Annotated in this window: 18 protein-coding genes; 13 read left to right on the plus strand and 5 right to left on the minus strand. The window is 67.6% G+C overall.

What is annotated here, in order from left to right; translation table 11 throughout:
* Nucleotides 1-5: 5 nt before the first annotated feature.
* Nucleotides 6-1,556: an NAD(P)H-hydrate dehydratase gene (locus EG885_RS02765; protein WP_242679470.1), complete on the minus strand. Its 1,551-nt coding sequence runs from the start codon at nucleotides 1,554-1,556 to the stop codon at nucleotides 6-8.
* Nucleotides 1,557-1,705: 149 nt separating this feature from the next.
* Between EG885_RS02765 and EG885_RS02770 the strand changes: the two genes are divergently transcribed.
* The gene (locus tag EG885_RS02770) at nucleotides 1,706-2,044 is read left to right on the plus strand and encodes a P-II family nitrogen regulator (RefSeq protein WP_131572948.1); all 339 of its coding nucleotides are present in this window, start codon (nucleotides 1,706-1,708) and stop codon (nucleotides 2,042-2,044) included.
* Nucleotides 2,045-2,121: 77 nt separating this feature from the next.
* Nucleotides 2,122-3,528, plus strand: coding sequence for a type I glutamate--ammonia ligase (gene glnA, locus EG885_RS02775; RefSeq protein ID WP_131572949.1), 1,407 nt, complete (start codon nucleotides 2,122-2,124; stop codon nucleotides 3,526-3,528).
* 143 nt (nucleotides 3,529-3,671) lie between these two features.
* Here the strand turns inward: glnA and EG885_RS02780 are convergent, their stop codons facing one another.
* Nucleotides 3,672-4,739 carry an alkene reductase gene (locus EG885_RS02780; RefSeq protein ID WP_131572950.1) on the minus strand — a complete coding sequence of 356 codons (1,068 nt, stop codon included), beginning with the start codon at nucleotides 4,737-4,739 and terminating at the stop codon, nucleotides 3,672-3,674.
* A 187-nt stretch (nucleotides 4,740-4,926) separates the two neighbouring features.
* Here EG885_RS02780 and EG885_RS02785 point away from each other — a divergent pair, with 187 nt between their 5' ends.
* From EG885_RS02785 to EG885_RS02805, 5 genes are all read left to right on the plus strand, one after another.
* Nucleotides 4,927-7,692, plus strand: a complete 2,766-nt coding sequence (locus EG885_RS02785; RefSeq protein ID WP_131572996.1) for a cation:proton antiporter — start codon at nucleotides 4,927-4,929, stop codon at nucleotides 7,690-7,692.
* Between the two features lie 36 nt (nucleotides 7,693-7,728).
* Entirely contained in the window at nucleotides 7,729-10,062 is a 2,334-nt protein-coding gene (locus tag EG885_RS02790) for a Tex family protein (protein WP_131572951.1), read from the plus strand.
* Between the two features lie 11 nt (nucleotides 10,063-10,073).
* Entirely contained in the window at nucleotides 10,074-11,315 is a 1,242-nt protein-coding gene (locus EG885_RS02795) for an AGE family epimerase/isomerase (protein WP_131572952.1), read from the plus strand.
* Nucleotides 11,316-11,470: 155 nt separating this feature from the next.
* Nucleotides 11,471-12,565, plus strand: a complete 1,095-nt coding sequence (locus tag EG885_RS02800) for a sensor histidine kinase (protein ID WP_131572953.1) — start codon at nucleotides 11,471-11,473, stop codon at nucleotides 12,563-12,565.
* Nucleotides 12,566-12,697: 132 nt separating this feature from the next.
* Entirely contained in the window at nucleotides 12,698-13,474 is a 777-nt protein-coding gene (locus tag EG885_RS02805) for a transglutaminase-like domain-containing protein (RefSeq protein ID WP_131572954.1), read from the plus strand.
* Between the two features lie 9 nt (nucleotides 13,475-13,483).
* On the opposite strand, the gene cbiB is transcribed toward EG885_RS02805, so the two are convergent.
* Entirely contained in the window at nucleotides 13,484-14,395 is a 912-nt protein-coding gene (gene cbiB / locus EG885_RS02810) for an adenosylcobinamide-phosphate synthase CbiB (protein WP_131572955.1), read from the minus strand.
* Nucleotides 14,396-14,399: 4 nt separating this feature from the next.
* Entirely contained in the window at nucleotides 14,400-14,942 is a 543-nt protein-coding gene (locus tag EG885_RS02815) for a histidine phosphatase family protein (protein ID WP_131572956.1), read from the minus strand.
* Nucleotides 14,943-15,111: 169 nt separating this feature from the next.
* Between EG885_RS02815 and EG885_RS02820 the strand changes: the two genes are divergently transcribed.
* The 6 genes from EG885_RS02820 (at nucleotide 15,112) to EG885_RS02845 (ending at nucleotide 22,195) form a co-directional block, all read left to right on the plus strand.
* Nucleotides 15,112-16,272 (plus strand): isovaleryl-CoA dehydrogenase, encoded by a 1,161-nt coding sequence (locus EG885_RS02820; protein ID WP_131572957.1) that lies wholly within the window; start codon nucleotides 15,112-15,114, stop codon nucleotides 16,270-16,272.
* The gene (locus EG885_RS02825) at nucleotides 16,272-16,769 is read left to right on the plus strand and encodes a lysozyme inhibitor LprI family protein (protein WP_131572958.1); all 498 of its coding nucleotides are present in this window, start codon (nucleotides 16,272-16,274) and stop codon (nucleotides 16,767-16,769) included. Before EG885_RS02820 ends, EG885_RS02825 begins: the two co-directional genes overlap by 1 nt.
* A 72-nt stretch (nucleotides 16,770-16,841) precedes the next feature.
* Nucleotides 16,842-18,446: a carboxyl transferase domain-containing protein gene (locus EG885_RS02830; protein WP_131572959.1), complete on the plus strand. Its 1,605-nt coding sequence runs from the start codon at nucleotides 16,842-16,844 to the stop codon at nucleotides 18,444-18,446.
* 174 nt (nucleotides 18,447-18,620) lie between these two features.
* The gene (locus EG885_RS02835) at nucleotides 18,621-20,549 is read left to right on the plus strand and encodes an acetyl/propionyl/methylcrotonyl-CoA carboxylase subunit alpha (protein ID WP_131572960.1); all 1,929 of its coding nucleotides are present in this window, start codon (nucleotides 18,621-18,623) and stop codon (nucleotides 20,547-20,549) included.
* Nucleotides 20,542-21,405: a hydroxymethylglutaryl-CoA lyase gene (locus tag EG885_RS02840; RefSeq protein ID WP_131572961.1), complete on the plus strand. Its 864-nt coding sequence runs from the start codon at nucleotides 20,542-20,544 to the stop codon at nucleotides 21,403-21,405. The genes EG885_RS02835 and EG885_RS02840 overlap by 8 nt, the downstream gene beginning before the upstream one ends.
* Nucleotides 21,398-22,195: a crotonase/enoyl-CoA hydratase family protein gene (locus EG885_RS02845; RefSeq protein WP_131572962.1), complete on the plus strand. Its 798-nt coding sequence runs from the start codon at nucleotides 21,398-21,400 to the stop codon at nucleotides 22,193-22,195. The genes EG885_RS02840 and EG885_RS02845 overlap by 8 nt, the downstream gene beginning before the upstream one ends.
* A gap of 166 nt (nucleotides 22,196-22,361) precedes the next feature.
* Here the strand turns inward: EG885_RS02845 and glyA are convergent, their stop codons facing one another.
* The gene (gene glyA / locus EG885_RS02850; RefSeq protein WP_131572963.1) at nucleotides 22,362-23,657 is read right to left on the minus strand and encodes a serine hydroxymethyltransferase; all 1,296 of its coding nucleotides are present in this window, start codon (nucleotides 23,655-23,657) and stop codon (nucleotides 22,362-22,364) included.
* Nucleotides 23,658-23,718 lie beyond the last annotated feature (61 nt).

Raw genomic sequence — 23,718 nt, forward strand, 5'->3', positions numbered from 1 at the left:
AAAAATCACGCGGGCCATGCGGCGATGGTGGCGGGCAAGGCCTCGACCAGATCGTCGGCGATCAGGCCCGGCCCGTGACGGCGGGCGGCGGCGGCATGCAGGCTGACGCCCAGGCAGGCGGCGTCAAAGCCCGACAGGCCCCGCGCCAGAAGGCCGGTGATCAGACCGGCCAGCACATCGCCCGACCCGGCCGTCGCCAGCCAAGGGATCGCGGCATCCGAATGGATCGCAGCCCGCCCGTCCGGCGCGGCGATGACCGTGTCCGGCCCCTTCAGGACCAGCACCGCGCCCAGCCTGCCTGCCGCCTGCCGCGCCGCCTCGACCCGCGACAGGACGGGTGGGTCACCGGGGTCGCGCAGGGCCTCGGCCAGATCGGGGACGAGGCGCGCGAACTCTCCTCCATGCGGGGTCAGCACGCAGAGATGGTGCAGGGCAGGGTGGGTGCCCTGCGACAGGGCCGTCAGCGCATCGGCGTCCAGCACCAGCGGCCGCCGGGCGCTGATGGCCGTGGGCAGCAGGTCTGCCGCACGCGCCACGCCGCAGCCGGGGCCAAGGCACAGGGCCATGGGGCGGCGATCCTCAAGCGCGCGGGCCAGATCCGTGCCGTCCGCCAGCGCCCGGCGCATCAGCGCATCGGGGGGCAGGGCATGGTCGGCCAGCGCCTCGGGCGGGGCGCCGATGGTGACCAGCCCGGCCCCCACCCGCAGCGCCGCCCGCGCCGCCAGCCGCGCCGCACCCCCGGCTGCGGGACCGCCCGCGACGATCAGGGCGGCACCATGGGTGAATTTGTGGCCCTGCGCCTGTGCCTCTTTGCGCAGCCATTTGCCGCCCGAGGGGACCGCCGCCCCGAAGGACGGCCACAGCGCCGTCAGTGCAGAGGCTGCAACCCCGCGCCACGGGGCCAGCCCGATATCGGCGATGACCAATGTGCCGCAGATCATCGGCCCCATCTCCAGCAGGTGACCCGGCTTGGGACTGTCGAAACCCACGGTCAGCGCCGCCCGCAACGCGCCCGGTGGCAGGGCGCCGCGCGGCTGGCCCAGCAGGGTGCCGCTGTCCAGACACAGCCCGCTTGGCGCGTCGACCGCCACGACGGGACACCGCCGCTGTTCGCCCAGATGGCGTAGAAGGGCGGCGATCTCGCCGTCGGTCGGGCGGGTCAGGCCGGTGCCGAAGATCGCATCGACACACAGATGGGGCACGGGACCGCCTTGCAGCGCGGCCAGCGTCAGCGGCTGGACGGCCCCCTGCCATTGCGCACGGGCGGTGGCGGCGTCGCTGCCCGGACGGGGGGCGTCGCCCAGCACGCGCACCGCCCAGCCCGCCTGTGCCAGCAGCCGCGCCACGACATAACCGTCGCCGCCATTGGCCCCCGGACCGCACAGCACCGCCACCCGTCCGGGCCGGGGCCAGCGCAACCGGATCTGCCCCGCCACCGCCTTTCCCGCCCGCGTCATCAAAGCCAGCCCGGTGACCGCGCCGCTGGCCATCGCGGCAGATTCCATGGCGCGCATTTGGGCGGCTGTGACGATTTCGGTGCCCTTCAGCATCGCCATTGTCTAATCCTTGTGCTATGTGTTTAAATAACAGGCATAACAGCCCGGCAATCTGCTTGGGGTCTTCCAAGATCGCGGCTCTGCATTTACGCCATGCATCAAACGCGCCAATCAGACTTCAGGCAAGCCGCGAGGAAGGGTCTATTGCGATGAAGAAGATCGAGGCGATCATCAAGCCGTTCAAGCTGGACGATGTGAAAGAGGCGCTGCAGGAAGTCGGCGTGCAGGGTCTTTCCGTCACCGAGGTCAAAGGCTTCGGTCGTCAGAAGGGACATACCGAGCTGTATCGCGGCGCGGAATATGTCGTCGATTTCCTGCCCAAGGTGAAGATCGAGATGGTGCTGCCCGACGATCAGGTCGACGCCGCCGTCGAGGCCATCGTCAGCGCGGCACGGACCGAAAAGATCGGCGACGGCAAGATTTTCGTGTCGCCCGTCGAACAGGCGATCCGCATCCGGACCGGCGAAACCGGTGACGACGCCGTCTGATCGCCGGCCCGTCACCCCCAAAATTCCTGCGCCCGGCTGCAAGGCCAGCCGGGTCGCTACCACGAGAGAGGGAAGAGATGAACGTTAAGGATATCCTGAAGTTGATCGAAGAAGAGGACGTCGCCTATCTCGACGTGCGCTTCACCGATCCCAAGGGCAAGTTGCAGCACGTCACGCTGGACCGCGACCTGATCGACGAGGACTTCTTTGAAGAAGGCTTCATGTTCGACGGCAGCTCGATCGCGGGCTGGAAGTCGATCGATCAGTCGGACATGAAACTGATGCTCGACCCGACCTCGGCCTATATCGATCCGTTCTATGCCGAAAAGACGATCTGCGTGCATTGCAACGTGGTCGAGCCCGACACGAACGAACCCTATGCCCGCGACCCGCGCGGCACCGCCGCCAAGGCCGAGGCCTATCTCAAGGCATCGGGCATCGGCGATGTGGCCTATTTCGGTCCCGAGGCCGAGTTCTTCATCTTTGACGACGTGCGCTATTCGATCACGCCGCAAAAGGTGTCGTTCCAGATCGACGCGGCCGATGCCGCCTGGAACACCGATACCGAATACGAAATGGGCAATACCGGCCACCGCGCAGCCCATAAGGGCGGCTATTTCCCGGTAAACCCGGTCGATGCGGCGCAGGACATCCGGGGCGAGATGCTGTCCACGATGAAGCGCATGGGCATGAAGGTCGACAAGCACCACCACGAGGTTGCCAGCGCGCAGCACGAGCTGGGGCTGATCTTTGGCGGTCTGGTCGAACAGGCCGACAACATCCAGAAATACAAATACGTCATCCACAACGTCGCCCATGCCTATGGCAAGTCGGTGACCTTCATGCCCAAGCCCATGAAGGGCGACAACGGGTCGGGGATGCATGTGAACATGTCGATCTGGAAGGACGGCAAGCCGTTGTTCGCAGGTGACAAATATGCAGACTTGTCGCAAGAGGCGCTGTATTTCATCGGCGGCATCCTCAAGCATGCCAAGGCGTTGAACGCGCTGACCAACCCGGCGACCAACAGCTACAAGCGCCTGATTCCCGGTTTCGAGGCCCCCGTGCTGCGCGCCTATTCGGCCCGCAACCGGTCCGGCTGCGTCCGCATCCCGTGGACGGAAAGCCCCAAGGCCAAGCGCGTCGAAGCGCGTTTCCCCGATCCGTCGGCGAACCCTTATCTGTGTTTCTCGGCCCTGCTGATGGCCGGCCTCGACGGGATCAAGAACAAGATCGATCCGGGCCCGGCATCCGACAAGGATCTCTACGATCTGCCGCCGGAAGAGCTGGCAGAAATCCCAACCGTTTGCGGTTCCTTGCGCGAAGCGCTGGAAGAACTGGAAAAGGACATGGACTTCCTGCTGGCGGGCGACGTGTTCACCCGCGACCAGCTGGAGGGCTATATCGCCCTGAAATGGGAAGAGGTTTATGCCTATGAGCATACCCCGCATCCCATCGAATATGCGATGTATTACAGCTGCTGATCAGCCTTTGGCGATCTGACAGGGGGCGGCCGCAGGGCCGCCCCCTTTTGCATGCGCGCAGGCTGGTGGCACAGGTCTGGGGGCACAGGTCATGAAAAAAGGCCGGGCAGATGCCCGGCCTTTTCCTGTGCCATATCGAACGATTATTCGGCAGCGACCTGTTCGGCGGTCGGATAATCGACATAGCCCTCGGCCCCGCCGCCATAGAAGGTCGAGGCATCATGCGGGTTCAGCGGCAGGCCCTTGCGGAACCGCTCGGGCAGATCGGGCGTGGCGATGAAATCGCGGCCAAAGGCCACGGCATCGGCCTTGTCGCCTTTCAGCAGGTCGGTCGCGCTGTCGAAGGTCAGGCCTTCATTGGCGATGACCGGCCCGCCGAACGCCTCGCGGATGTCGCCCATCAGGCTGTCTTCGCCCAAGTGTTCACGCAGGCACAGGAAGGCCACGCCGCGATCGCGCATCTGGCGCGCGACATGGGTGAACAAGGCGCGCGGGTCGCTGTCGCCGATATCATGACTGTCGCCGCGCGGGGCCAGATGGACGCCGACGCGATCGGCGCCCCAGACCCCGATGACCGCATCCGCGATCTCGTTCAGGAACCGCACGCGGTTCTCAATGCTGCCGCCATAGTGGTCGGTGCGGGTATTGCTGCGGTCCTGCAGGAACTGGTCGATCAGATAGCCGTTCGCGGCATGGATCTCGACCCCGTCAAAGCCTGCGCGGCGGGCATTTTCGGCCCCCTGACGGAAGGCCTCGACCACGCCGGGGATTTCCTCGGTCGTCAGGGCACGGGGGGTCACATAGTCGCGCATGGGCCGCAGCAGGCTGACATGGCCCGCAGGCTGGATCGACGAGGGCGCCACCGGCAGCTGACCGCCCAGCAATTGCGGGTCCGAAATGCGCCCGACATGCCACAATTGCAGGAAGATCAACCCGCCGCGTTCATGAACGGCCTGCGTCACCTTGGACCATTCGGCGACCTGTTCGTCGTTCCAGATGCCCGGCGTCGCCTCATAGCCCACACCCATCGGGGTGACGCTGGTCGCCTCGGACAGGATCAGACCGGCGCCGGCGCGCTGGCGGTAATATTCGACCATCAGGTCGTTGGGAATGCGGGCATCGCCCGCGCGGCTGCGCGTCAGGGGCGCCATCACAAGGCGGTTGCGCAGGGTGACTGCGCCCAAAGGCAAGGGGTCGAACATCGAGGACATGGTGCCCTCCTTTCATTGAAGTGATCTGCCGGGCCGTCGCGGGCCCTTGGGTTCAAATGTTTGCCGCGCGCCGCGATTTCAAGCCCTTGCCCCGCGCACCGTCACATCGGCGTCAGCGCACCAAAAACATCGCAGATATGGCGGGGTCGTGCTTTCCAACGACGATATCTGCTATTATTCCTGTGACATGGATATCCTGCTTCTGACCAGTTTCACCGCCATCCTGTTCCTGCTGATTGCCGCGGCCGAGCCGCTGGCGGCGCGGCTGTCGATTCCGTTCAGCGTGATGCTGGCGGCGGTGGGCATCCTGATCGGCGGCAGCGCGATCTTTCTGCTGCGGACCGAACTGACCGACACGCTGAACCCGGTGGCCGAGGGGATCCTGTCCCTGCCGATCCGGTCCAGCGTGTTCATGTATGTGTTCCTGCCCACCCTGATCTTTCAGGCCACGCTGGAAATGAACATCCGCCGGATGCTGGATGACTGGGTGCCGATCCTGACGCTGGCGGTGGTCGCGGTGGTCGCGGCGACCCTGACCATCGGCTATGCCCTGTCATGGATCGGCGGGCTGCCCTTGATGGTGGGCCTGCTGATCGGGGCGATCGTGTCGACGACCGATCCCTCGGCCGTGGTCAGCATCTTTCGCAGCCTGTCGGCCCCCAAGCGTCTGGCCCGCATCGTCGAGGGCGAAAGCCTGCTGAACGACGCCGCCGCCATCGCCTTGTTCGGCCTGTTCATGAGCTATGTGATGCTGGGTGTGCCGAACCCCAGTCTGGCCGAGGCTTTGGGCCAGTTTCCGGGCCTGATCCTGGGCGGCGTGGTGGCGGGCTGGCTGGTGGCGCGGGTCGCGCTGATGCTGATGGGCCTGTTTTCGCAATTCGAGACGGCGCAGATCTCGGTCTCGGTCGCGGTGCCCTATCTGGCCTATATCGGGGCGGAACAGGTGCTGGGCGCCTCGGGGGTGATCGCGGTCGTGATGGCGGGGCTGGTCCTGAATTTCATGGGACCGGGGCGGTTGGCCCCGGCCTTCTGGGTCAACCTGCGCGAGATCTGGGGCCTTCTGGCGCATTGGGCGGGCGCGCTGATCTTTATTCTGGCCGCCCTGCTGATCCCGCGTCTGCTGGGCGAGGTTCGGCTGAACGATCTGTTCCTGATCTTTGTCGTCGTCGTGGCGGCCTTTGTCGCGCGGGCGCTGATCCTGTTCGTGCTGCTGCCGGTGCTGACCGGTCTGCGCCTGTCGCCCAAGATCAAGCGCCCCTACCGGATCGCGATCATGTGGGGGGGCTTGCGCGGCGCAGTCACGCTGGCGCTGGCGCTGGCGGTCACCGAAAGCCTGCGGGTGCCGGTGGAAACCAAGCGGGTGGTGGGAATTCTGGCCACCGGGTTCACGCTGTTCACGCTGATCGTGCAGGGCACGACGCTGCGCAGCGTGATCGGCCTGCTGGGTCTGGACAAGCTGTCGCCGCTGGACCGCGCTCTGTCCAATCAGGTCGTCGCCGTCGCCCTGCAGACGGTGCGCGAAGGTGTGGCGACCGCGACCGAGAATTACGACCTGACCCGCGAAACCGTCCGGTCCGAGGCGAAACGCTTTGGCGTCCGGCTGGATGAGGCCGTCGAACGCGCCGAGGCCGAGGACAATGCCGAGATCCTGGATCGTGACCGCATCACCCTTGGCCTGATCGCGCTTGCGGGCCATGAACGAGAGGTGATCCTGCAGCGGTTCCGCGAACGCGCCATCTCGGCCCGGCTGTCGGAACAGGCGCTGTTCGATGCCGACCGGCTGATCGAGGGCGCACGGTCCGGCGGGCGCACCGGCTATCAGCGGGCGGCGCGGTCCAGCCTGCGTTACGGCCCGGCCTTCCGCTTTGCCGCCTTTTTGCGCAACCGGCTTGGCCTGTCGGGGACGCTGGCGCGGATGACCGCCGACCGGTTCGAGATGCTGTTGGCCAAGCGATTGATCCTGCGCGATCTTCACCGCTTTATCGACCGCCGCATCCGCCGCATTCATGGCAGGCGTGTGGCGGAACTGCTGCATGAACTGCTGAACCGCCGGATCGAGGCCGTCGAGACCGCGCTGGAGGGTCTGCGCCTGCAATATCCCGGCTATGCCGAGGAACTGGAACGCCGCTTCATCCGCCGCACCGCCCTGCGGCTGGAGGAACGTGAATATGCCGCCATGCACGAAGACGGGCTGATCGGCTCCGAGGTTCACACCCAGCTGATGGAGGATGTGACCCGCAGGCGCCAGCAGACCGAAGGCCGCCCGCCGCTGGATCTGGCCCTGCGCAAGAACGAGCTGGTGCGGCAATTCTCGCTGTTCGCCGATCTGGACGAGGCCGAGCTGAAACGCCTTGGCCGCGAGGTGCGCACCCGCTATGTCAATGCCGACCATGTGATCACGCGCAAGGACACGCCTGCGCGGTCGGTGTTCTTCGTGGCCTCGGGCGCCGTCGAACAAGAGGTCGCGGGCCAGACCACGCGACTTGGCCGCGGCGAGATGTTCGGCCAGATGGGCGTCCTGACCACCCGCCTGCGCCGGACCGAGGTGCGCGCGATCACGCCGACCAGCCTTCTGGTGTTGGACGAGCCGGGGTTCCGGCGGCTGCTGAAACGATCCGCCGCGCTGCGGCAGGCGGTGCGCGACAGCGTGCAGGGCAAGGCTTTGGCGGGCGACGTGCTGACCATGCCGGAACTGCAGGTCGATGCCCCGGCGGTCGGTGACGCCCAGCCCCGCAAGGCGCCAAAGCCCGGACGCATCCCGCAGCCCGCCCCGGATGATGCGCCTGTCGCGGATCTGCCCACGGCGCCCCAAGGCGTTGTCACCGATCTGCCCGCCGCGCCGGTCGATACCGTTCCCAAGACCCCGGCGCCCGATCCGGCGGCGGATGGCCACGACACGGACGACGACGCGCCCCGCGCCAAGGCGCTTGGCGGGGCGGGGGACAGCCGCTAGACAGGCGATCCACGACATGACGACAGGGGCCCTGACATGACCGCCGCCACCCAGCCCGCCCAAAGCGCGACCCAGACCGCCACCCGCATCGCCCGCCAGATCGCCACCGAAATCGGCGCCAGTCCCGCGCAGGTCGATGCCGCCGCAGGGCTGCTGGACGGGGGCGCGACGGTGCCCTTTGTCGCGCGCTATCGCAAAGAGGTGACCGGGGGCCTGGACGACACGCAGCTGCGCCTGCTGGCCGAACGCCTGTCCTATCTGCGAGAGATGGAGGCCCGGCGCGCGGCGATTTTGGGATCGATCCGCGATCAGGGCAAGCTGACCGACGATCTGGCCCGCCGGATCGCCGGGGCCGGGACCAAGGCCGCGCTGGAAGATATGTATCTGCCCTTCAAGCCCAAGCGCCGCACCAAGGCGATGATCGCCCGCGAAAACGGGCTGGAGCCGCTGCTGCGCGCCATTCAGTCGGACCCCTCGCGCGATCCCGCCACGCTGGCCCCCGCCTATGTCACCGGCGCCATCGAGACGCCGAAAGCCGTGCTGGAAGGCGCGCGCGACATTCTGGTCGAAGAACTGTCCGAGGATGCCCGCCTGCTGGGCTCCTTGCGCGATTTCATGCGGCGCGAGGCCTTCATCTCGGCCCGCGTCGTGGCGGGCAAGGAAGAGGCGGGCGCCAAGTTCAGCGATTATTTCGACCACCGCGAGGCCTGGTCGGGCATTCCCGGCCACCGCGCCCTGGCCATCCTGCGCGCCGCCAAGGAAGAGGTGGTGACCATCGACATCTCTCCCGATCCCGACACGGGGGCGGCGCGGGCCGAGAGGATCGTGGCGCAGGCTTTGGGCACCATCGGGCAGGGACCGGGGGCCGACTGGCTGCGCGGCGTGGCGGGCTGGTGCTGGCGGGTGCGGCTGTCGAATACCATGTATATCGACCTGCTGACCGATCTGCGCGCCCGCGCCCATGCCGAGGCGATCACCGTTTTTGCCCGCAACCTGCGCGATCTGCTGCTGGCCGCGCCTGCCGGGCCGCGCGCCACGTTGGGCCTTGATCCGGGCATCCGCACCGGCTGCAAGATCGCCGTGGTGGACCCGACCGGCAAGCTGCTGGACACGGCCACCATCTATCCCTTTCAGCCCAAGAACGATCTGCGCGGGTCCGAGGCCACGCTGCTGGCGCTGATCGCCAGAAATGGCGTCGATCTGATCGCGATCGGCAATGGCACCGCCAGCCGCGAAAGCGAACGGCTGGTCGGCGATGTGCTGAAACGGCTGCCCAAGGGCGTGAAGGTGCCGACCAAGGTGATCGTCTCCGAGGCGGGCGCCTCGGTCTATTCCGCCTCGGAACTGGCGGCGAAAGAGTTTCCGGGTCTGGACGTGTCCTTGCGCGGCGCCGTGTCGATCGCGCGGCGGCTGCAGGATCCGCTGGCCGAACTGGTCAAGGTGCCCGCCGGGTCCATCGGCGTGGGTCAGTACCAGCATGACGTGGACCAGCGCCAACTGGCGAAATCGCTGGAGGCCGTGGTCGAGGATGCGGTGAACGCCGTGGGCGTCGATCTGAACACCGCTTCGGTGCCGCTGCTGGCCCATGTGGCGGGGCTGGGGCCGTCGCTGGCGCAGGCCATCGTCGCGCATCGCGATCAGGCGGGCGCCTTCCGGTCGCGGGCGGCGCTGAAGAAGGTCGCCGGTCTGGGGCCGCGCGCCTTTCAGCAATGCGCGGGCTTTCTGCGCATTCGCGACGGGGACGAACCGCTGGACGCATCATCCGTCCACCCCGAGGCTTATGGCGTGGCGCGGCGCATCGTGTCGGCCTGCGGGCGCGATCTGCGCGCGGTGATGGGCGATGCCGGGGCGCTGAAGGATCTGCGCGCCGAAGATTTCGTGACCGGCGATTTCGGCCTGCCCACGGTGCGCGACATCCTGTCCGAACTGGAAAAGCCCGGCCGCGATCCGCGCCCCGGTTTCGTCACCGCAAGTTTTGCGGATGGCATCGAGGATATCAAGGATCTGCGCCCCGGCATGTCGCTGGAAGGGACGGTCACGAATGTCGCGGCCTTTGGCGCCTTCGTCGATATCGGCGTGCATCAGGACGGGCTGGTTCATGTCAGCCAGCTGGCCGACCGCTTCGTGAAAGACCCGCACGAGGTCGTCAAGGCGGGCGATGTGGTCCGCGTCCGCGTGACCGAGGTCGACGTGCCAAGGAAGCGCATCGGCCTGACCATGCGCAAGGACAATGCCGACAGCCCCCGCGAGGCAGCCCCCCGCAAGGATGGGGCGCCCAAGGCCCCGCACGCGGCGCAGGCCGCACCCAAGGGGGCGTCGGGGCAGGGCGCCTTCGGCTCGGCTCTGGCCGATGCGCTGCGCAAACGATAGGGAGCGCGACCATGACCGCCGGACCTTTTTATCATAACGGGCCGTGGCTGGATCACCCAGACCATCGGGCCTTTCTGGCAACCGATGCGCATCGGGCGCTGGACCTGTTCGATGCCAGCCCCCGCGCGGGCGGCGGGTTCCATGTGCTGGACCTGTCGGGCCACCCCCTGCCGGGCGGGGTCGAGGAATTGCACACCACCACCCGGCTGGTCCATTCCCATGCGCTGGCGCAGATGGCCGGGCGCCGCGACCGCGCGGGCATCGTCGATCAGGGCATGGACGCGCTGTGGACGCGCCATCGCGACCGCCAGCATGGCGGCTATCTGTGGGCGCTGGACGCGGGCCAGCCGGTGCAATCACCCAAGCTGGCCTATGGGCATGTCTTCGTGCTGCTGGCGGCCTCCAGCGCGAAAATGGCCGGGCACCCGGATGCCGACCGCCTGCTGGCCGATATCTGCGAGGTTCTGGACCGCCATTACTGGGACGAGGCGGCGGGTCTGTTCCGCGACGAATTCACCCGCGACTGGCAGGCGTTTTCGACCTATCGCGGCATGAACGCTAATATGCACGGGGTCGAGGCGCTGCTGGCCGCTTACGAGGCGACGGGCGAGGCGGTGTTTCTGACCCGCGCGGGCCGCATCCTGCAGTTCTTCATCGCCGGGCAGGCCAGCGCGCATGGCTGGCGCATCCCCGAGCATTACGACGACCAATGGCGCCCCGATTCCGATTATGCCGGCAACCCGATGTTCCGGCCCAGAGGCACCACCCCCGGCCACAGCTTCGAGATGGCGCGCCTGCTGCTGCAGTGGTGGGATCTGGCCGGGCGACCCGACGATCAGGTGCCCCTGCAGGCGCGCGCGCTGGTCTATACCGCGCTGGACGATGCCTGGGACGCGACGCGCGGCGGGCTGGCCTATACGCTGCGGGGGGCCTCGGTCGACAATCCGGCCCGCTATTGGTGGCCGGTCACCGAGGCGATTGGTTCGCTGGCCGCCCTGATCAAGCTGGACCCGCAGCCGGGGGATGAGGGGTGGTATCGCCGCCTGTGGACCTTTGCCGATGCGCATCTGATCGATCACGCGCACGGCGGCTGGTTCCCGGAACTGGGCCCCGACGACCGCCCCGCCATGACGCAATTCGCAGGCAAGCCGGATCTTTATCACGCGCTGCAGGCCGATCTGCTGCCGCTGGCCGCGGGCCTGTCGCGCCCGGCGCAGGCGCTGGCGGGGCTGCGCCCGTTGCAAAACCCCTGACGCAGGCAGTAACATTTGCTTGGCCATCCTGATCCGGTCTTGACAGGACAGGCCGGTTCACCCCATCCGGGCAAGGCGTATCGCCTTGTCGTGATGCGCGCGTGTGGCGGGTGGTCCTGTCTGTTCTTCTCTGGTGCAAGGCTCTCTTTTTCCGCATGACCTCTGCCGATCCCAACCTGCACGCGCTTGACCTGCTGATCGGGTCCGAGGCCGGTTTCGCCTTGTCGATTCTGGATGCCTCGCCCGATTGCATCAAGCTGCTGGATTTGCAGGGGCGGCTTTGTTTCATGAACGGCAACGGCCTGTGCGCGATGGAGATCGATGATTTCGCCAGTGTCGACCAACGCGCTTGGCCGACGCTCTGGCCGCCTGAGGCGACCGGACAGGTGAACCAGGCGATGCAGGCGGCCCGTCAGGGTCAGGTCAGCCGGTTCGAGGCGTTTTGCCCGACCGCGCGCGGCACGGCCCGCTGGTGGCATGTGACCGTCTCGCCGGTCCGCGACGACCGGGGGCAGGTGCACCGCATCCTCGCCTCGTCCCGCGACATCACCGAAACGGTCGAGGCCCGGCAGCAGATGCAGGATCAGGCCACGCGTCTGGCCGCCGAGATCGCGCAGAAGGATCAGGCGATCGCCCGTCAGGATATCCTTATGGGAGAGATCGACCACCGGGTGAAGAACAGCTTTTCCGCCGTGATCGGCCTGCTGCGGATGCAGGCGCGGGTCCATTCGGGCAGCCCGGCGGGCGCGCTTCTGGTCGATGCGGCCAACCGCATCTCGACGCTGGCGCGGGTGCATGAACAGCTGCACCGCGATCCGGCAAACCGGCATGTGTCGCTGTCGGGCTATATCACCGCGCTGGCGACCGATCTGACGCAGGCGCTGAATGCGCGGCTGGACCTGGACAATGCCTTGTCGCCGCTGGTGCGGGTGTCCGCGTCGCAGGCGGCGGCGATCGGGCAGGTGCTGGCCGAGCTGATCGGCAATGCCGTCAAGCACACGCGCGAAGGCCAGCAGCCGTCATTGTTGCTGGGCCTGTCGCGGCAGGGCGATCTGCTGACCCTGACGCTGGACGATGACGGACCGGGACTGCCCGACGGGTTCGACCCGTCGACCACGGCCGGGCTGGGGATGCAGATCTGCCTGATCTATGCCCAGCAGATGGGCGGCAGCCTGCAGCACGGACGATCCGACCGGGGCGGTGCCCGCTTTCAGGTACAGATGGTTCTGGACATGCCGCTGACGTCCTGATTCCCATCCCGGCCATCATGCAGATTGGCACGGAACTTCTGAACACCTCCGTTCTTGTACTGGCGACCGGTTGCGGGCCCTCCCCGCGATCAGCGCCCCCTATTCAGACCTTTTGACCCACAGGAGCCGCCGATGCGGATGAAGATTGACGTGACGCTGGATTACGCGCTGGAAAGCCCCGGACCGGCCCTTTTGCTGGTCGAGGCCGCAGGCGTGCAGGGGCAGGTTCTGAACCGCAGCACGATCGATCTGGGCCAACCCTTGAAATCGGCCCGCGTCCCGGGCGAAGAGGGCATCGGCGAACGCATCATCCTGCGGCTGGATGACCGCCTGACCTGCCGCTATTCCGCCGAGGTGCAGGTGACCCGCGATCTGCCAGATCTGGCGGTGCTGAAGGCCATCGAGGTCGAGGATATGCCCGGCGACGCGCTGCGCTATCTGCTGCCCTCGCGCTATTGCCCGGCGGAACGGTTCGGGCATTTCGTGACCTCGCGGTTCGAGGGCCTCAGCGGCGGGCCGCTGGTCGCTGCACTGCGCGATTGGGTCGAACGCAATCTGGACTATGTGGCCGGGACCAGCGATGGCGACACCACGGCGGCGGATACGTTTCTGGACCGGCGCGGGGTCTGCCGCGACTATGCCCATCTGCTGATCGCGCTGTGCCGCGCCGCGCAGATCCCGGCGCGCATCGCCAGCGTCTATGCGCCCCCGGTCGATCCGCAGGATTTCCATGCCGTGGTGCAGGTCTATCTGGATCACGACTGGCATCTGGTCGATCCGACCGGCATGGCCAAGGCGACCGAGATGGCACTGGTCGCGGTCGGGCGCGATGCCACGGATGTGGCCTTCCTGACGACGACCTCGATCGCCGATCTCAAGGTCCAGAGCGTCGAGGTCGTGGCGCTGTAAAGCGGCCCCTCAAAGCAGCGCGGCGGCGATCAGGATCGCCCCCGCCAGCGCCACCGCACGGCGGATCACCGCGATGCCGCGCCACAGATCCGCCGCGTTCGGATCGGGGGCGGCAGCGTTCAGCCATGGCTCGCCCGCGACCCGGTCGGCATAGACGCGCGGCCCCGACAGCCGGACCCCAAGCGCGCCCGCCATCGCCCCCTCGGGCCAGCCTGCATTGGGGGACCGGTGCGCAGGCCCGTCGCGCCATGCTACCCGCAGCGCAGGCCCCGCCGCGCGCCCGGCTGCCAGCGCGATCAGCCCCGCGGTCAGACGCGCCGGGATCAGGTTCGCCACATCGTCCAGCCGCGCCGCCACCATGCCAAAGCGTTCATGCCGTGGCGTCCGGTGGCCGATCATCGAATCCATCGTGTTGATCGCCTTGTAGGCGGCGATGCCCGGCAGGCCCAGGGTCGCGGCCCAGAACAGCGGCGCGATCACCCCGTCGCTGGCATTCTCGGCCAGACTTTCCAGACTGGCACGGGCCAATGCGGCCTCGTCCGCGCGGGTCACGTCGCGACCGACGATCATCGCAGTCGCCGCCCTTGCGCCTGCCAGATCGCCCAAGGCCAGGGGCCGCGCCACCGCCCGCAGATGCTGATCCAGCGACCGTGCCGCGACCAGCGGCCATGCAAGGGCCGCTGCCACCCAAGGCCCTGCCCAGATTTGCACCAGCGCGGCGGGGATGACGGCGGCCAGCACCACCAGCACCACCGTCAGCGCGCCCTTGGCCCGGCGCCACGGCCCCCGGTTCAACCCCCGGTCCAGGGCCGCAATCAGCCGCCCCAGCCATGTCACAGGATGTCCGATCCGCCGATAAAGCCCATCGGGCCAGCCGATCAGCGCATCAAGGATCAGCGCCAGCGCCGCGATCATCGCCATGGGATCAATCCTCTGCCCGCAGGTTGACGACCTCGACCGCCCAGACCGCGTTGAAACGGCGCAGGACGGTGATCGACAAGGGCGCCACGGCAAAGGACAGGGCGGCGGCGCCCACCACCATCGACAGTGCGGCGCGCACCGTCCCGGCATGGGCGACGACCAGCGTGTCGCCCTGCAGCGCCTGCAGGACCGGGACCACCCGCGCGGCCATGTCGTCGAAACTTTCGCCCCCCTCGGGCCGGTGGCGGGCCAAGGCCTCGGCGGGCAGGGGGCCCAGATCGGGCAGCGCCTCGGGGGGCAGCCCCTCCCATGCGCCCAGATCCTGTTCCCACAGCGCCGGTTCCAGCCGCGCGGGCGTCAGGCCAAGGGCCGCCGCCGTCTGCTGACATCGCAGCGCCGGGCTGGCGATCACCATGCCTGCGCCCACGACCCGCGCCGCCTGCCGCGCCAATGCCGCCTTGTCGCTGCAATCGGCATCCACATCACGCCGCCCGGCCATCCGGCCATCGGCAAGGCTGGGCGCATGGCGCAGGATGGTCAGCCGCATGGGTCGGGGTTCCTTCCGGGGTCTTTCGCCCTCCATCGCCTGCCACGGGGGGCGCGACAAGCCCCGCCTTGACCCAAGCGCGCATCGGGCGCAGCCTGCTTGACGGGTGGGATACGCTTGCGCTATGGAAATGAACAAGCGTTCAATAACTGGGGAGGGGGAGGCCGCGATGTTCACCAAAGGCATGGATTTTGATCTGGGCGAGGATGTAAACGCCCTGCGCGGTATGGTGCATCGGTGGGCGCAGGACCGCGTCGCGCCGATCGCCGCCGAGGTCGACCGCAGCAACGCCTTTCCCAACGACCTGTGGGCCGAGATGGGCGAGCTGGGTCTGCTGGGCATCACCGTGGCCGAAGAATGGGGCGGGTCCGGCATGGGCTATCTGGCCCATGTCATCGCGGTTGAGGAAATCGCCCGCGCCAGTGCCAGCGTCAGCCTGTCCTATGGTGCGCATTCGAACCTCTGCGTGAACCAGATCAAGCTGAACGGCACCGACGATCAGCGCGCAAGGTACCTGCCCGACCTGTGTTCGGGCAAGGCCGTGGGTGCCCTTGCCATGTCCGAGGAAAGCGCCGGAAGCGACGTCGTCGCGATGAAGCTGCGGGCCGAGAAGAAGAACGACCGATACGTTCTGAATGGCAGCAAATACTGGATCACCAATGCGCCCGACGCGCATACGCTGGTCGTCTATGCCAAGACCGACCCCGAGGCCGGATCGCGCGGCATCACCGCCTTCATCGTCGAACGCGGCATGGCGGGGTTTTCGACCAGCCCGCATTTCGACAAGCTGGGCATGCGCGGGTCCAACACCGGAGAGCTGATCTTCGACAATGTCGAGATTCCGTTCGAAAATGTCCTGGGCGAAGAGGGCCGCGGCGTCCGCGTGCTGATGTCGGGTCTGGATTACGAACGCGTGGTGCTGGCCGGGATCGGCACAGGCATCATGGCCGCCTGTCTGGACGAGGTCATGCCCTATATCGCCGAACGCCGCCAGTTCGGCCAGCCGGTGGGGTCGTTCCAGCTGATGCAGGGCAAGATCGCCGACATGTATGTCGCGCTGAACACCTCGCGCGCCTATGTCTACGAGGTGGCGCGGGCCTGTGATGCGGGCAAGGTCACGCGGCAGGATGCGGCGGGCGCGGTGCTTTATGCCAGCGAACAGGCGATGGTGCAGGCCCATCAGGCCGTGCAGGCGCTTGGCGGGGCGGGTTTTCTGAACGACAGCACTGTCAGCCGCCTGTTCCGCGATGCCAAGCTGATGGAGATCGGCGCCGGCACCAGCGAAATCCGCCGCATGCTGATCGGACGAGAGCTGATGGGGCTGGTCTGATGCGTCGCCCCCTTGCCGCCATCGCCGCGCTGCTGCTGTCCGCTCCCGCTTGGGCGCAGGATGCCCCCGCTTTCGATCCGGCGCCGGTGATGGCATGTCTGGACGGCGAGGCCGCGCCCGACAGCTGCATCGGTCTGGCCGCCAATGCGTGCATGGAGGCCGAGGGCGGATCGACCACCCCCGGCATGGGTGCCTGCCATGCCGCGGAACGCGATTTCTGGGACGGTCGGCTGAACGACACCTATGCCACGCTGCAGGACCGCGCCCGGCAGGCCGATGCGCAAACTGCCGAAAGCGATCCGGATCTGGCCGTGCAAGAGGCGACGCTGCGCGAGATGCAGCGCCGCTGGATCGGGTTTCGCGACGCCGCCTGCCAGTTCGAACGCGCCCGCTGGACCAATGGCTCGATGGCCGGACCCGCCGCCACCGGCTGCGCCATGCGCCTGACCGCCGAACAGTCCCTGTGGCTGGACGAATTCCTGCAGGAAGGGCGCTGACGCGATGGCCCTGAAGCCCGACCTGATCTCCAGCCTGATTCCCGACACGCCCCCCGCCCCGGAGACGCCCCGATGAAGCTGATCTCGACCGCCCTGCCGGGCTCGGACGCCTTCCGCGCCAATCGCGACGCGCATCTGGCGCTGCTGGAGACCGCGCGGCAGGCCGCCGCGACAGCCGCCGCCGGGGGCGGTCCCAAGGCCGTTGAACGCCATGTCAGCCGGGGCAAGATGCCGCCGCGCGAACGGGTCGCGAACCTGTTGGACCCCGGCAGTCCGTTTCTGGAAATCGGCGCCGTGGCGGCGCACGGGCTTTATGACGGCGCCGCGCCCTGCGCGGGTGTGATCGCGGGCATCGGCCGCGTCCACGGGCAGGATGTGATGGTCATCGCCAATGACGCCACCGTCAAGGGTGGCACCTATTACCCGATGACGGTGAAAAAGCACCTGCGCGCACAGGAGATTGCCCAGGATTGCGCGCTGCCCTGTCTGTATCTGGTCGATAGCGGCGGCGCCAACCTGCCCAATCAGGACGAGGTCTTTCCCGACCGCGACCATTTCGGGCGCATCTTCTATAATCAAGCGCAAATGAGCGCCCGCGGTATTCCCCAGATCGCCGTGGTCATGGGGTCGTGCACGGCGGGCGGCGCCTATGTGCCCGCCATGTCGGATGTGACGATCATCGTGCGTGGGCAGGGCACGATCTTTCTGGCCGGGCCCCCACTGGTCAAGGCGGCCACCGGCGAGATCGTGACATCCGAGGATCTGGGCGGCGGCGATGTCCATACCCGCCTGTCCGGGGTCGCCGATTATCTGGCCGAGGATGACGCCCATGCGCTGGCCCTGGCGCGGCGCGCGGTCGCCAACCTGAACCGCCGCCGACCCGATACGGTGCTGTGGCAACCCTCCGAACCCCCGGCGTATGATCCGGAAGAGATCCTGGGCGTCGTCCCCGCCGACCTGCGCACCCCCTATGACATCCGCGAGGTCATCGCCCGCATTGTCGATGCCAGCCGCTTTGATGAATTCAAGGCCCGCTTCGGCGAGACGCTGGTCACCGGCTTTGCCCATCTCGACGGCTGCCCCATCGGCATCGTCGCCAATAACGGCGTCCTCTTCAGCGAGGCCGCGCAAAAGGGCGCCCATTTCATCGAACTGTGCAGTCAGCGCAACATCCCGCTGGTGTTCCTGCAGAACATCACCGGCTTCATGGTGGGCCGCAAATACGAAAACGAAGGCATCGCCCGGCATGGGGCCAAGATGGTGACGGCGGTGGCGACCACCAATGTCCCCAAGATCACCATGCTGGTCGGCGGCAGCTTCGGCGCCGGCAATTACGGCATGGCGGGGCGCGCCTATTCGCCGCGGTTTTTGTGGACCTGGCCCAACAGCCGGATCGGGGTGATGGGCGGCGAACAGGCGGCAGGCGTTCTGGCATCGGTCCGCCGCGACGGGATCGAACGGCAGGGCGGCACATGGTCGCCCGAGGACGAGGCCGAATTCAAGCGCCCCACCGTCGAGATGTTCGAGCGCCAGTCCCATCCCCTCTATGCCTCGGCCCGGCTCTGGGATGACGGCATCATCGATCCGCGCCAGTCCCGTCAGGTGCTGGCCCTGTCCCTGCGCGCCAGCCTGAATGCGCCGATCGAGCCGACCCGCTTCGGCCTCTTCCGGATGTGAGCGTGACGATGTCAGAAGCCTCCGGCGGGGATATTTCCGTGAAGAAGAAACATCGCGCCGTGCCTCGTCTTTCATCTTGGCGGAAATATCCTGCGGGGGTCCGGGGGCGCAAAGCCCCCGGTGCCTGCGATCCACACCTGCCCTCTGGTCCTGCCTCCTGCGGAGTTGCCTGACATGTTCGACAAGATCCTGATCGCCAACCGCGGCGAGATCGCCTGCCGCATCATCGACAGCTGCCGCCGCTTGGGGGTCGCGACCGTCGCGGTTTATTCCGATGCCGACCGCGCGGCACGTCATGTTGCGATGGCCGATCAGGCGGTCCATGTGGGCGGTCCGGCCCCTGCCGACAGTTACCTGCGGGGCGATGCGATCATCGCGGCGGCGCGGGCCACGGGGGCGCAGGCCATCCATCCGGGCTATGGGTTTCTGTCCGAGAACCCCGATTTCGTCGATGCGGTCGGGACGGCGGGACTGGTCTTCATCGGACCCTCGGCCAGTGCGATCAGGGCGATGGGGCTTAAGGATGCGGCCAAGGCGCTGATGGAGGAGGCGGGCGTGCCGGTGGTGCCCGGCTATCACGGCGCCGATCAGGGGGATGCGCATCTGGCGGCGCAGGCGGATCTGATCGGCTATCCGGTGCTGATCAAGGCGGTGGCGGGCGGCGGCGGCAAGGGCATGCGGCGGGTCGACGATCCGGCGCATTTCGCCGAGAGCCTGGCCAGTGCCCGGTCCGAGGCACAGGGCGCCTTCGGCAACCCCGCCGTGCTGATCGAGAAGTACATCCTGCAGCCCCGCCATATCGAGATGCAGATCTTTGGCGACGGCACCCGCGCCGTGCATCTGTACGAACGCGACTGTTCGCTGCAACGCCGCCACCAGAAGGTCATCGAAGAGGCTCCGGCCCCCGGCATGACCCCGCAGATGCGCACCGCGATGGGCGACGCCGCCACCCGCGCCGCCGAGGCCATCGGCTATTCCGGGGCGGGAACGGTCGAATTCATCGTCGATGCTGCGGACGGCCTGCGCCCCGACGGCTTCTGGTTCATGGAGATGAACACCCGTCTGCAGGTCGAACATCCGGTGACCGAGGCCATCACCGGCATCGATCTGGTCGAATGGCAGTTGCGCGTGGCCAGCGGCGAATCCCTGCCCGCGCGGCAGCAGGATCTGACCATCACCGGCCATGCCTTCGAGGCGCGTCTTTATGCCGAGGACGTGCCCGCAGGCTTTCTGCCCGCCACCGGCCGCCTGTCCCATCTGCGTTTTCCCGACAATGCCCGGATCGAGACCGGGGTGCGGGCGGGCGATGCGATCAGCCCCTGGTACGATCCCATGATCGCCAAGGTCGTCACCCATGGCCCGACCCGCGCCACGGCGCTGCGGGCGCTGGAACAGGCGCTGGTCGATACCGAGGTCGCAGGCTCGGTCACCAATCTCGATTTCCTGATCGCCCTGACCCGGCATGCGGGCTTTCGGCGGGGCGAGGTCGATACCGGCCTGATCACCCGCGATCTTGAGGCGCTGATCGGTTCCGCGCCATCGGACGACCGGGCGCTGGTGCTGGGCGTGATCGGGCTGGCGGGGCTGGCCGATCCGCAGGTTCACGGCGGCATGACCTTGTGGCACCCCCTGCGCCGCACCATCGCATGGGAGGGCGGCACCGCGATCCTGGAGGTGCAGGGACCGGGGGCGGCCACCGTCACGCTGGACCGGCCCCATCAGGTTCGCTGGCAGGGCGGGCGCTGGTGGGTCGATGGCGATCTGTGCCGCGAACGGATCGTCATCCATCCGGCCGGGGTCAGCGTCTTTGGCGGTCGGGTCGTACATCTGATGCCGCTGGACCCTCTGGCCCGCCATGCGGCGGCCGATGGCGGCGACGGGCTGACCCGATCGCCCATGCCGGGGCTGGTCCGGTCGGTCCATGTCACGGCGGGGCAGGCGGTCGTGGCGGGCGACAGGCTGGCCGTGCTGGAGGCGATGAAGATGGAGCACAGCCTGACCGCCACCCGCGACGGCATCGTGGCCGAGGTTCTGGCCCGGCCCGGCGATCAGGTCGAGGCAGGCGCCGCCCTCATCCGGCTGACGGATCCCGCCGATGGCTGAACGGGTCGAGATCTTCGAGATGGCACCGCGCGACGGGCTGCAGAACGAAGCGCGCCTGATCGCCACGCCCGACAAGATCGCGCTGGTCGATCTGCTGGGCCGCGCCGGTTTTGCGCGGATCGAGGTGACCAGCTTTGTTCCGCCTGCTTGGGTGCCGCAGATGGCCGATGCCGCGCAGGTCATGGCCGGGATCACCCGCGCCCCCGGCACGCGCTATGCGGTGCTGACGCCGAACTTGCGCGGCTATCTTGCTGCGCGCGCGGCGGGGGCGGATATCGTGGCGATCTTTGCCAGCGCGTCCGAGGGTTTCAGCCGGGCCAATCTGAACGCATCGGTCGCCGACAGTCTGGCGCGGCTGGCGCCGGTCGCGGCGGCTGCGCAGGCCGATGGCGTGAGCCTGCGCGGCTATGTCAGCATGGTGACCGACTGCCCCTTTGACGGGCCGACCCCGCCCCATTCGGTGGCCCGCGTGGCCGCCGCGCTGCGCGACATGGGCTGCGCCGAGATCAGCCTGGGCGACACGGTCGGGCAGGGCCGGCCCGAAACCATCGATGCCATGCTGGCCGCCGTGCTGGACGATCTGCCGCCCGAACGGCTGGCGGGCCATTACCATGACACGACGGGCCGGGCGTTGGCGAATGTCGATGCCAGTCTGGCGCGCGGCCTGCGGGTCTTTGACGCCGCCGTGGGCGGGCTTGGCGGATGCCCCTATGCGCCCGGCGCCGCCGGCAATGTCGCGACCGAGGCGCTGGCCGCCCATCTGACCGCGCGCGGCTTTGATCACGGGCTGGACATGGATGTCATCGCCCACGCCGCCGCCATGGCCCAATCGCTTAGAAAGCTCCCCCATGCCTGATAAGATCTCCCCTAAGACCATCCGCATCGAGACCGACGCGCGCGGTGTGGCGACCCTGTGGCTGGCGCGCCCAGACAAGCATAACGCCCTGTCGCGCCAGATGATCGACGAGCTGACCCGCGCCGCCGCCACTCTTGGCGCCGACCGCGATATCCGCGTCGTGGTGCTGGCGGCCCAAGGTGCCAGCTTTTGCGCAGGCGGCGATCTGGGCTGGATGCGCCAGCAGATGCAGGCCGATGAGGCGACGCGCCGCGAGGGTGCGCGGGCCTTGGCCGGAATGCTCTCGGCGCTGAACACCCTGCCAAAACCGCTGATCGCCCGGGTGCAGGGCAATGCCTTTGGCGGCGGCGTCGGCATGATGGCGGTCAGCGACATCGCCATCGCCGCCAGCGGCGCCAAATTTGGCCTGACCGAGGTGCGGCTCGGCCTGATCCCGGCCACCATCGGCCCCTATGTCCTGGCGCGCATGGGTGAACCCGCCGCGCGGCGGGTCTTCTTCTCGGCCCGGATTTTTGACGCCGCCGAGGCCGTGCAACTCAACCTCGCCGCCCGCACCACAGCCCCCGAGGATCTCGACGCCGCCATCGAGGCCGAGATCGCGCCCTTCCTTCAGGTCGCCCCCGGCGCCATCGCCGCCGCCAAGGCCCAATGCCGCGCCCTTGGCCCCCGCATCGATGCCGCGATGATCGAGGACAGCATCGACCGCCTCGTCACCGTCTGGAACGGCGCCGAGGCCGCCGAGGGCATCGCCGCCTTCTTCGACAAGCGCAAACCCCACTGGCACCCCTGACCCGCTCGCCCGGGTTTCTTCTTCACGACAATATCCCGGGGGGAATCGCCGCCAGGCGATGGGGGGCTGACCCCCCATCCCGCACCCGCCATCCCGTCCCACCGCCCGGACATGAAAAAGCCCGCCGCACATCCGCGCGGCGGGTCATCATTCAATCAGGCGCCGATCACAGGCCCTGATACAGCGGAAAGCGGGCGCACATCTCGGCCACTTCGGCGCGGACCGATGCCTCGACCTCGGCATTGCCCTCGTCACCGTTCGCGGCCAGACCGTCCACGACCTCGACGATCCAGCGCGCGATCTGGCGGAATTCGGCCTCGCCAAAGCCGCGCGTGGTGCCTGCCGGCGCCCCAAGACGGATGCCCGAGGTCACGAAGGGCTTTTCGGGGTCGAACGGCACGCCGTTCTTGTTGCAGGTGATATGGGCGCGGCCCAAGGCGGCCTCGGTCGCCTTGCCGGTCACGCCCTTGGGACGCAGATCGGCCAGACACAGATGGTTGTCGGTGCCGCCCGACACGATGTCGATGCCGCCCTTCATCAGCTCATCCGCCATGGCCTTGGCATTGGTCACGACCTGCGCCGCATAGGTCTTGAACTCGGGGCGCAGCGCCTCGCCGAAGGCCACCGCCTTGGCGGCGATGACATGCATCAGCGGCCCGCCCTGCAGTCCCGGAAACACCGCCGAGTTCACCTTTTTGGCGATATCGGCATCATTGGTCAGGATCATCCCGCCGCGCGGCCCGCGCAGCGATTTATGCGTCGTCGTGGTCACCACATGCGCATGCGGAATGGGGGATGCATGGGCGCCGCCCGCCACCAGACCCGCGATATGGGCCATGTCCACCATCAGATAGGCGCCGACCTCGTCCGCGATGGCGCGGAAGGCGGCCCAGTCCCAGCTGCGGCTGTATGCGGTGCCGCCGGCGATGATCAGCTTGGGCTTGTGGGTGCGGGCGCTTTCGGCGATCGCCTCCATGTCCAGCATCTGATCCTGCTGGCGCACGCCATAGCTGACCACGTTGAACCATTTGCCCGACATGTTGACCGGGCTGCCATGCGTCAGGTGCCCGCCCGAGTTCAGGTCCAGCCCCATGAAGGTGTCGCCGGGCTGCAGCAGGGCCAGAAACACGGCCTGGTTCATCTGGCTGCCGCTGTTCGGCTGGACGTTGGCAAAGGCACAACCGAACAGCTCTTTCGCGCGCTCGATCGCCAGATTTTCGGCGATGTCCACATATTGGCAACCGCCGTAATAGCGTTTGCCGGGATAGCCTTCGGCATATTTGTTGGTCAGGACGGACCCCTGAGCCTCCATCACCGCAAGGCTGACGATGTTTTCGGATGCGATCAGCTCGATCTCGTCGCGCTGGCGACCCAGTTCCTGGGTGACGGCGCGGGCGATGTCGGGGTCACGGCTGGCCAGAGTTTCGGTGAAGAAGCCGTTGTCGCGGTGGGGTGCGTTCATCGGTCTTGCGTCCTTTTGGGGCTGGTGCGGATGGGGTTGGCGCGTTCTAACCCAACCCGGG

The sequence above is a fragment of the Paracoccus nototheniae genome, assembly GCF_004335005.1.
Classification (GTDB): Bacteria; Pseudomonadota; Alphaproteobacteria; order Rhodobacterales; family Rhodobacteraceae; genus Paracoccus; species Paracoccus nototheniae.

What these genes read in the sequence shown, in the direction of transcription:
- EG885_RS02765 (WP_242679470.1), bottom strand. Translation starts at nt 1,556, where the DNA reads ATGGCGATGCTGAAGGGCACCGAAATCGTCACAGCCGCCCAAATGCGC.
- EG885_RS02770 (WP_131572948.1), top strand. Translation starts at nt 1,706, where the DNA reads ATGAAGAAGATCGAGGCGATCATCAAGCCGTTCAAGCTGGACGATGTG.
- glnA (WP_131572949.1), top strand. Translation starts at nt 2,122, where the DNA reads ATGAACGTTAAGGATATCCTGAAGTTGATCGAAGAAGAGGACGTCGCC.
- EG885_RS02780 (WP_131572950.1), bottom strand. Translation starts at nt 4,739, where the DNA reads ATGTCCTCGATGTTCGACCCCTTGCCTTTGGGCGCAGTCACCCTGCGC.
- EG885_RS02785 (WP_131572996.1), top strand. Translation starts at nt 4,927, where the DNA reads ATGGATATCCTGCTTCTGACCAGTTTCACCGCCATCCTGTTCCTGCTG.
- EG885_RS02790 (WP_131572951.1), top strand. Translation starts at nt 7,729, where the DNA reads ATGACCGCCGCCACCCAGCCCGCCCAAAGCGCGACCCAGACCGCCACC.
- EG885_RS02795 (WP_131572952.1), top strand. Translation starts at nt 10,074, where the DNA reads ATGACCGCCGGACCTTTTTATCATAACGGGCCGTGGCTGGATCACCCA.
- EG885_RS02800 (WP_131572953.1), top strand. Translation starts at nt 11,471, where the DNA reads ATGACCTCTGCCGATCCCAACCTGCACGCGCTTGACCTGCTGATCGGG.
- EG885_RS02805 (WP_131572954.1), top strand. Translation starts at nt 12,698, where the DNA reads ATGCGGATGAAGATTGACGTGACGCTGGATTACGCGCTGGAAAGCCCC.
- cbiB (WP_131572955.1), bottom strand. Translation starts at nt 14,395, where the DNA reads ATGGCGATGATCGCGGCGCTGGCGCTGATCCTTGATGCGCTGATCGGC.
- EG885_RS02815 (WP_131572956.1), bottom strand. Translation starts at nt 14,942, where the DNA reads ATGCGGCTGACCATCCTGCGCCATGCGCCCAGCCTTGCCGATGGCCGG.
- EG885_RS02820 (WP_131572957.1), top strand. Translation starts at nt 15,112, where the DNA reads ATGTTCACCAAAGGCATGGATTTTGATCTGGGCGAGGATGTAAACGCC.
- EG885_RS02825 (WP_131572958.1), top strand. Translation starts at nt 16,272, where the DNA reads ATGCGTCGCCCCCTTGCCGCCATCGCCGCGCTGCTGCTGTCCGCTCCC.
- EG885_RS02830 (WP_131572959.1), top strand. Translation starts at nt 16,842, where the DNA reads ATGAAGCTGATCTCGACCGCCCTGCCGGGCTCGGACGCCTTCCGCGCC.
- EG885_RS02835 (WP_131572960.1), top strand. Translation starts at nt 18,621, where the DNA reads ATGTTCGACAAGATCCTGATCGCCAACCGCGGCGAGATCGCCTGCCGC.
- EG885_RS02840 (WP_131572961.1), top strand. Translation starts at nt 20,542, where the DNA reads ATGGCTGAACGGGTCGAGATCTTCGAGATGGCACCGCGCGACGGGCTG.
- EG885_RS02845 (WP_131572962.1), top strand. Translation starts at nt 21,398, where the DNA reads ATGCCTGATAAGATCTCCCCTAAGACCATCCGCATCGAGACCGACGCG.
- glyA (WP_131572963.1), bottom strand. Translation starts at nt 23,657, where the DNA reads ATGAACGCACCCCACCGCGACAACGGCTTCTTCACCGAAACTCTGGCC.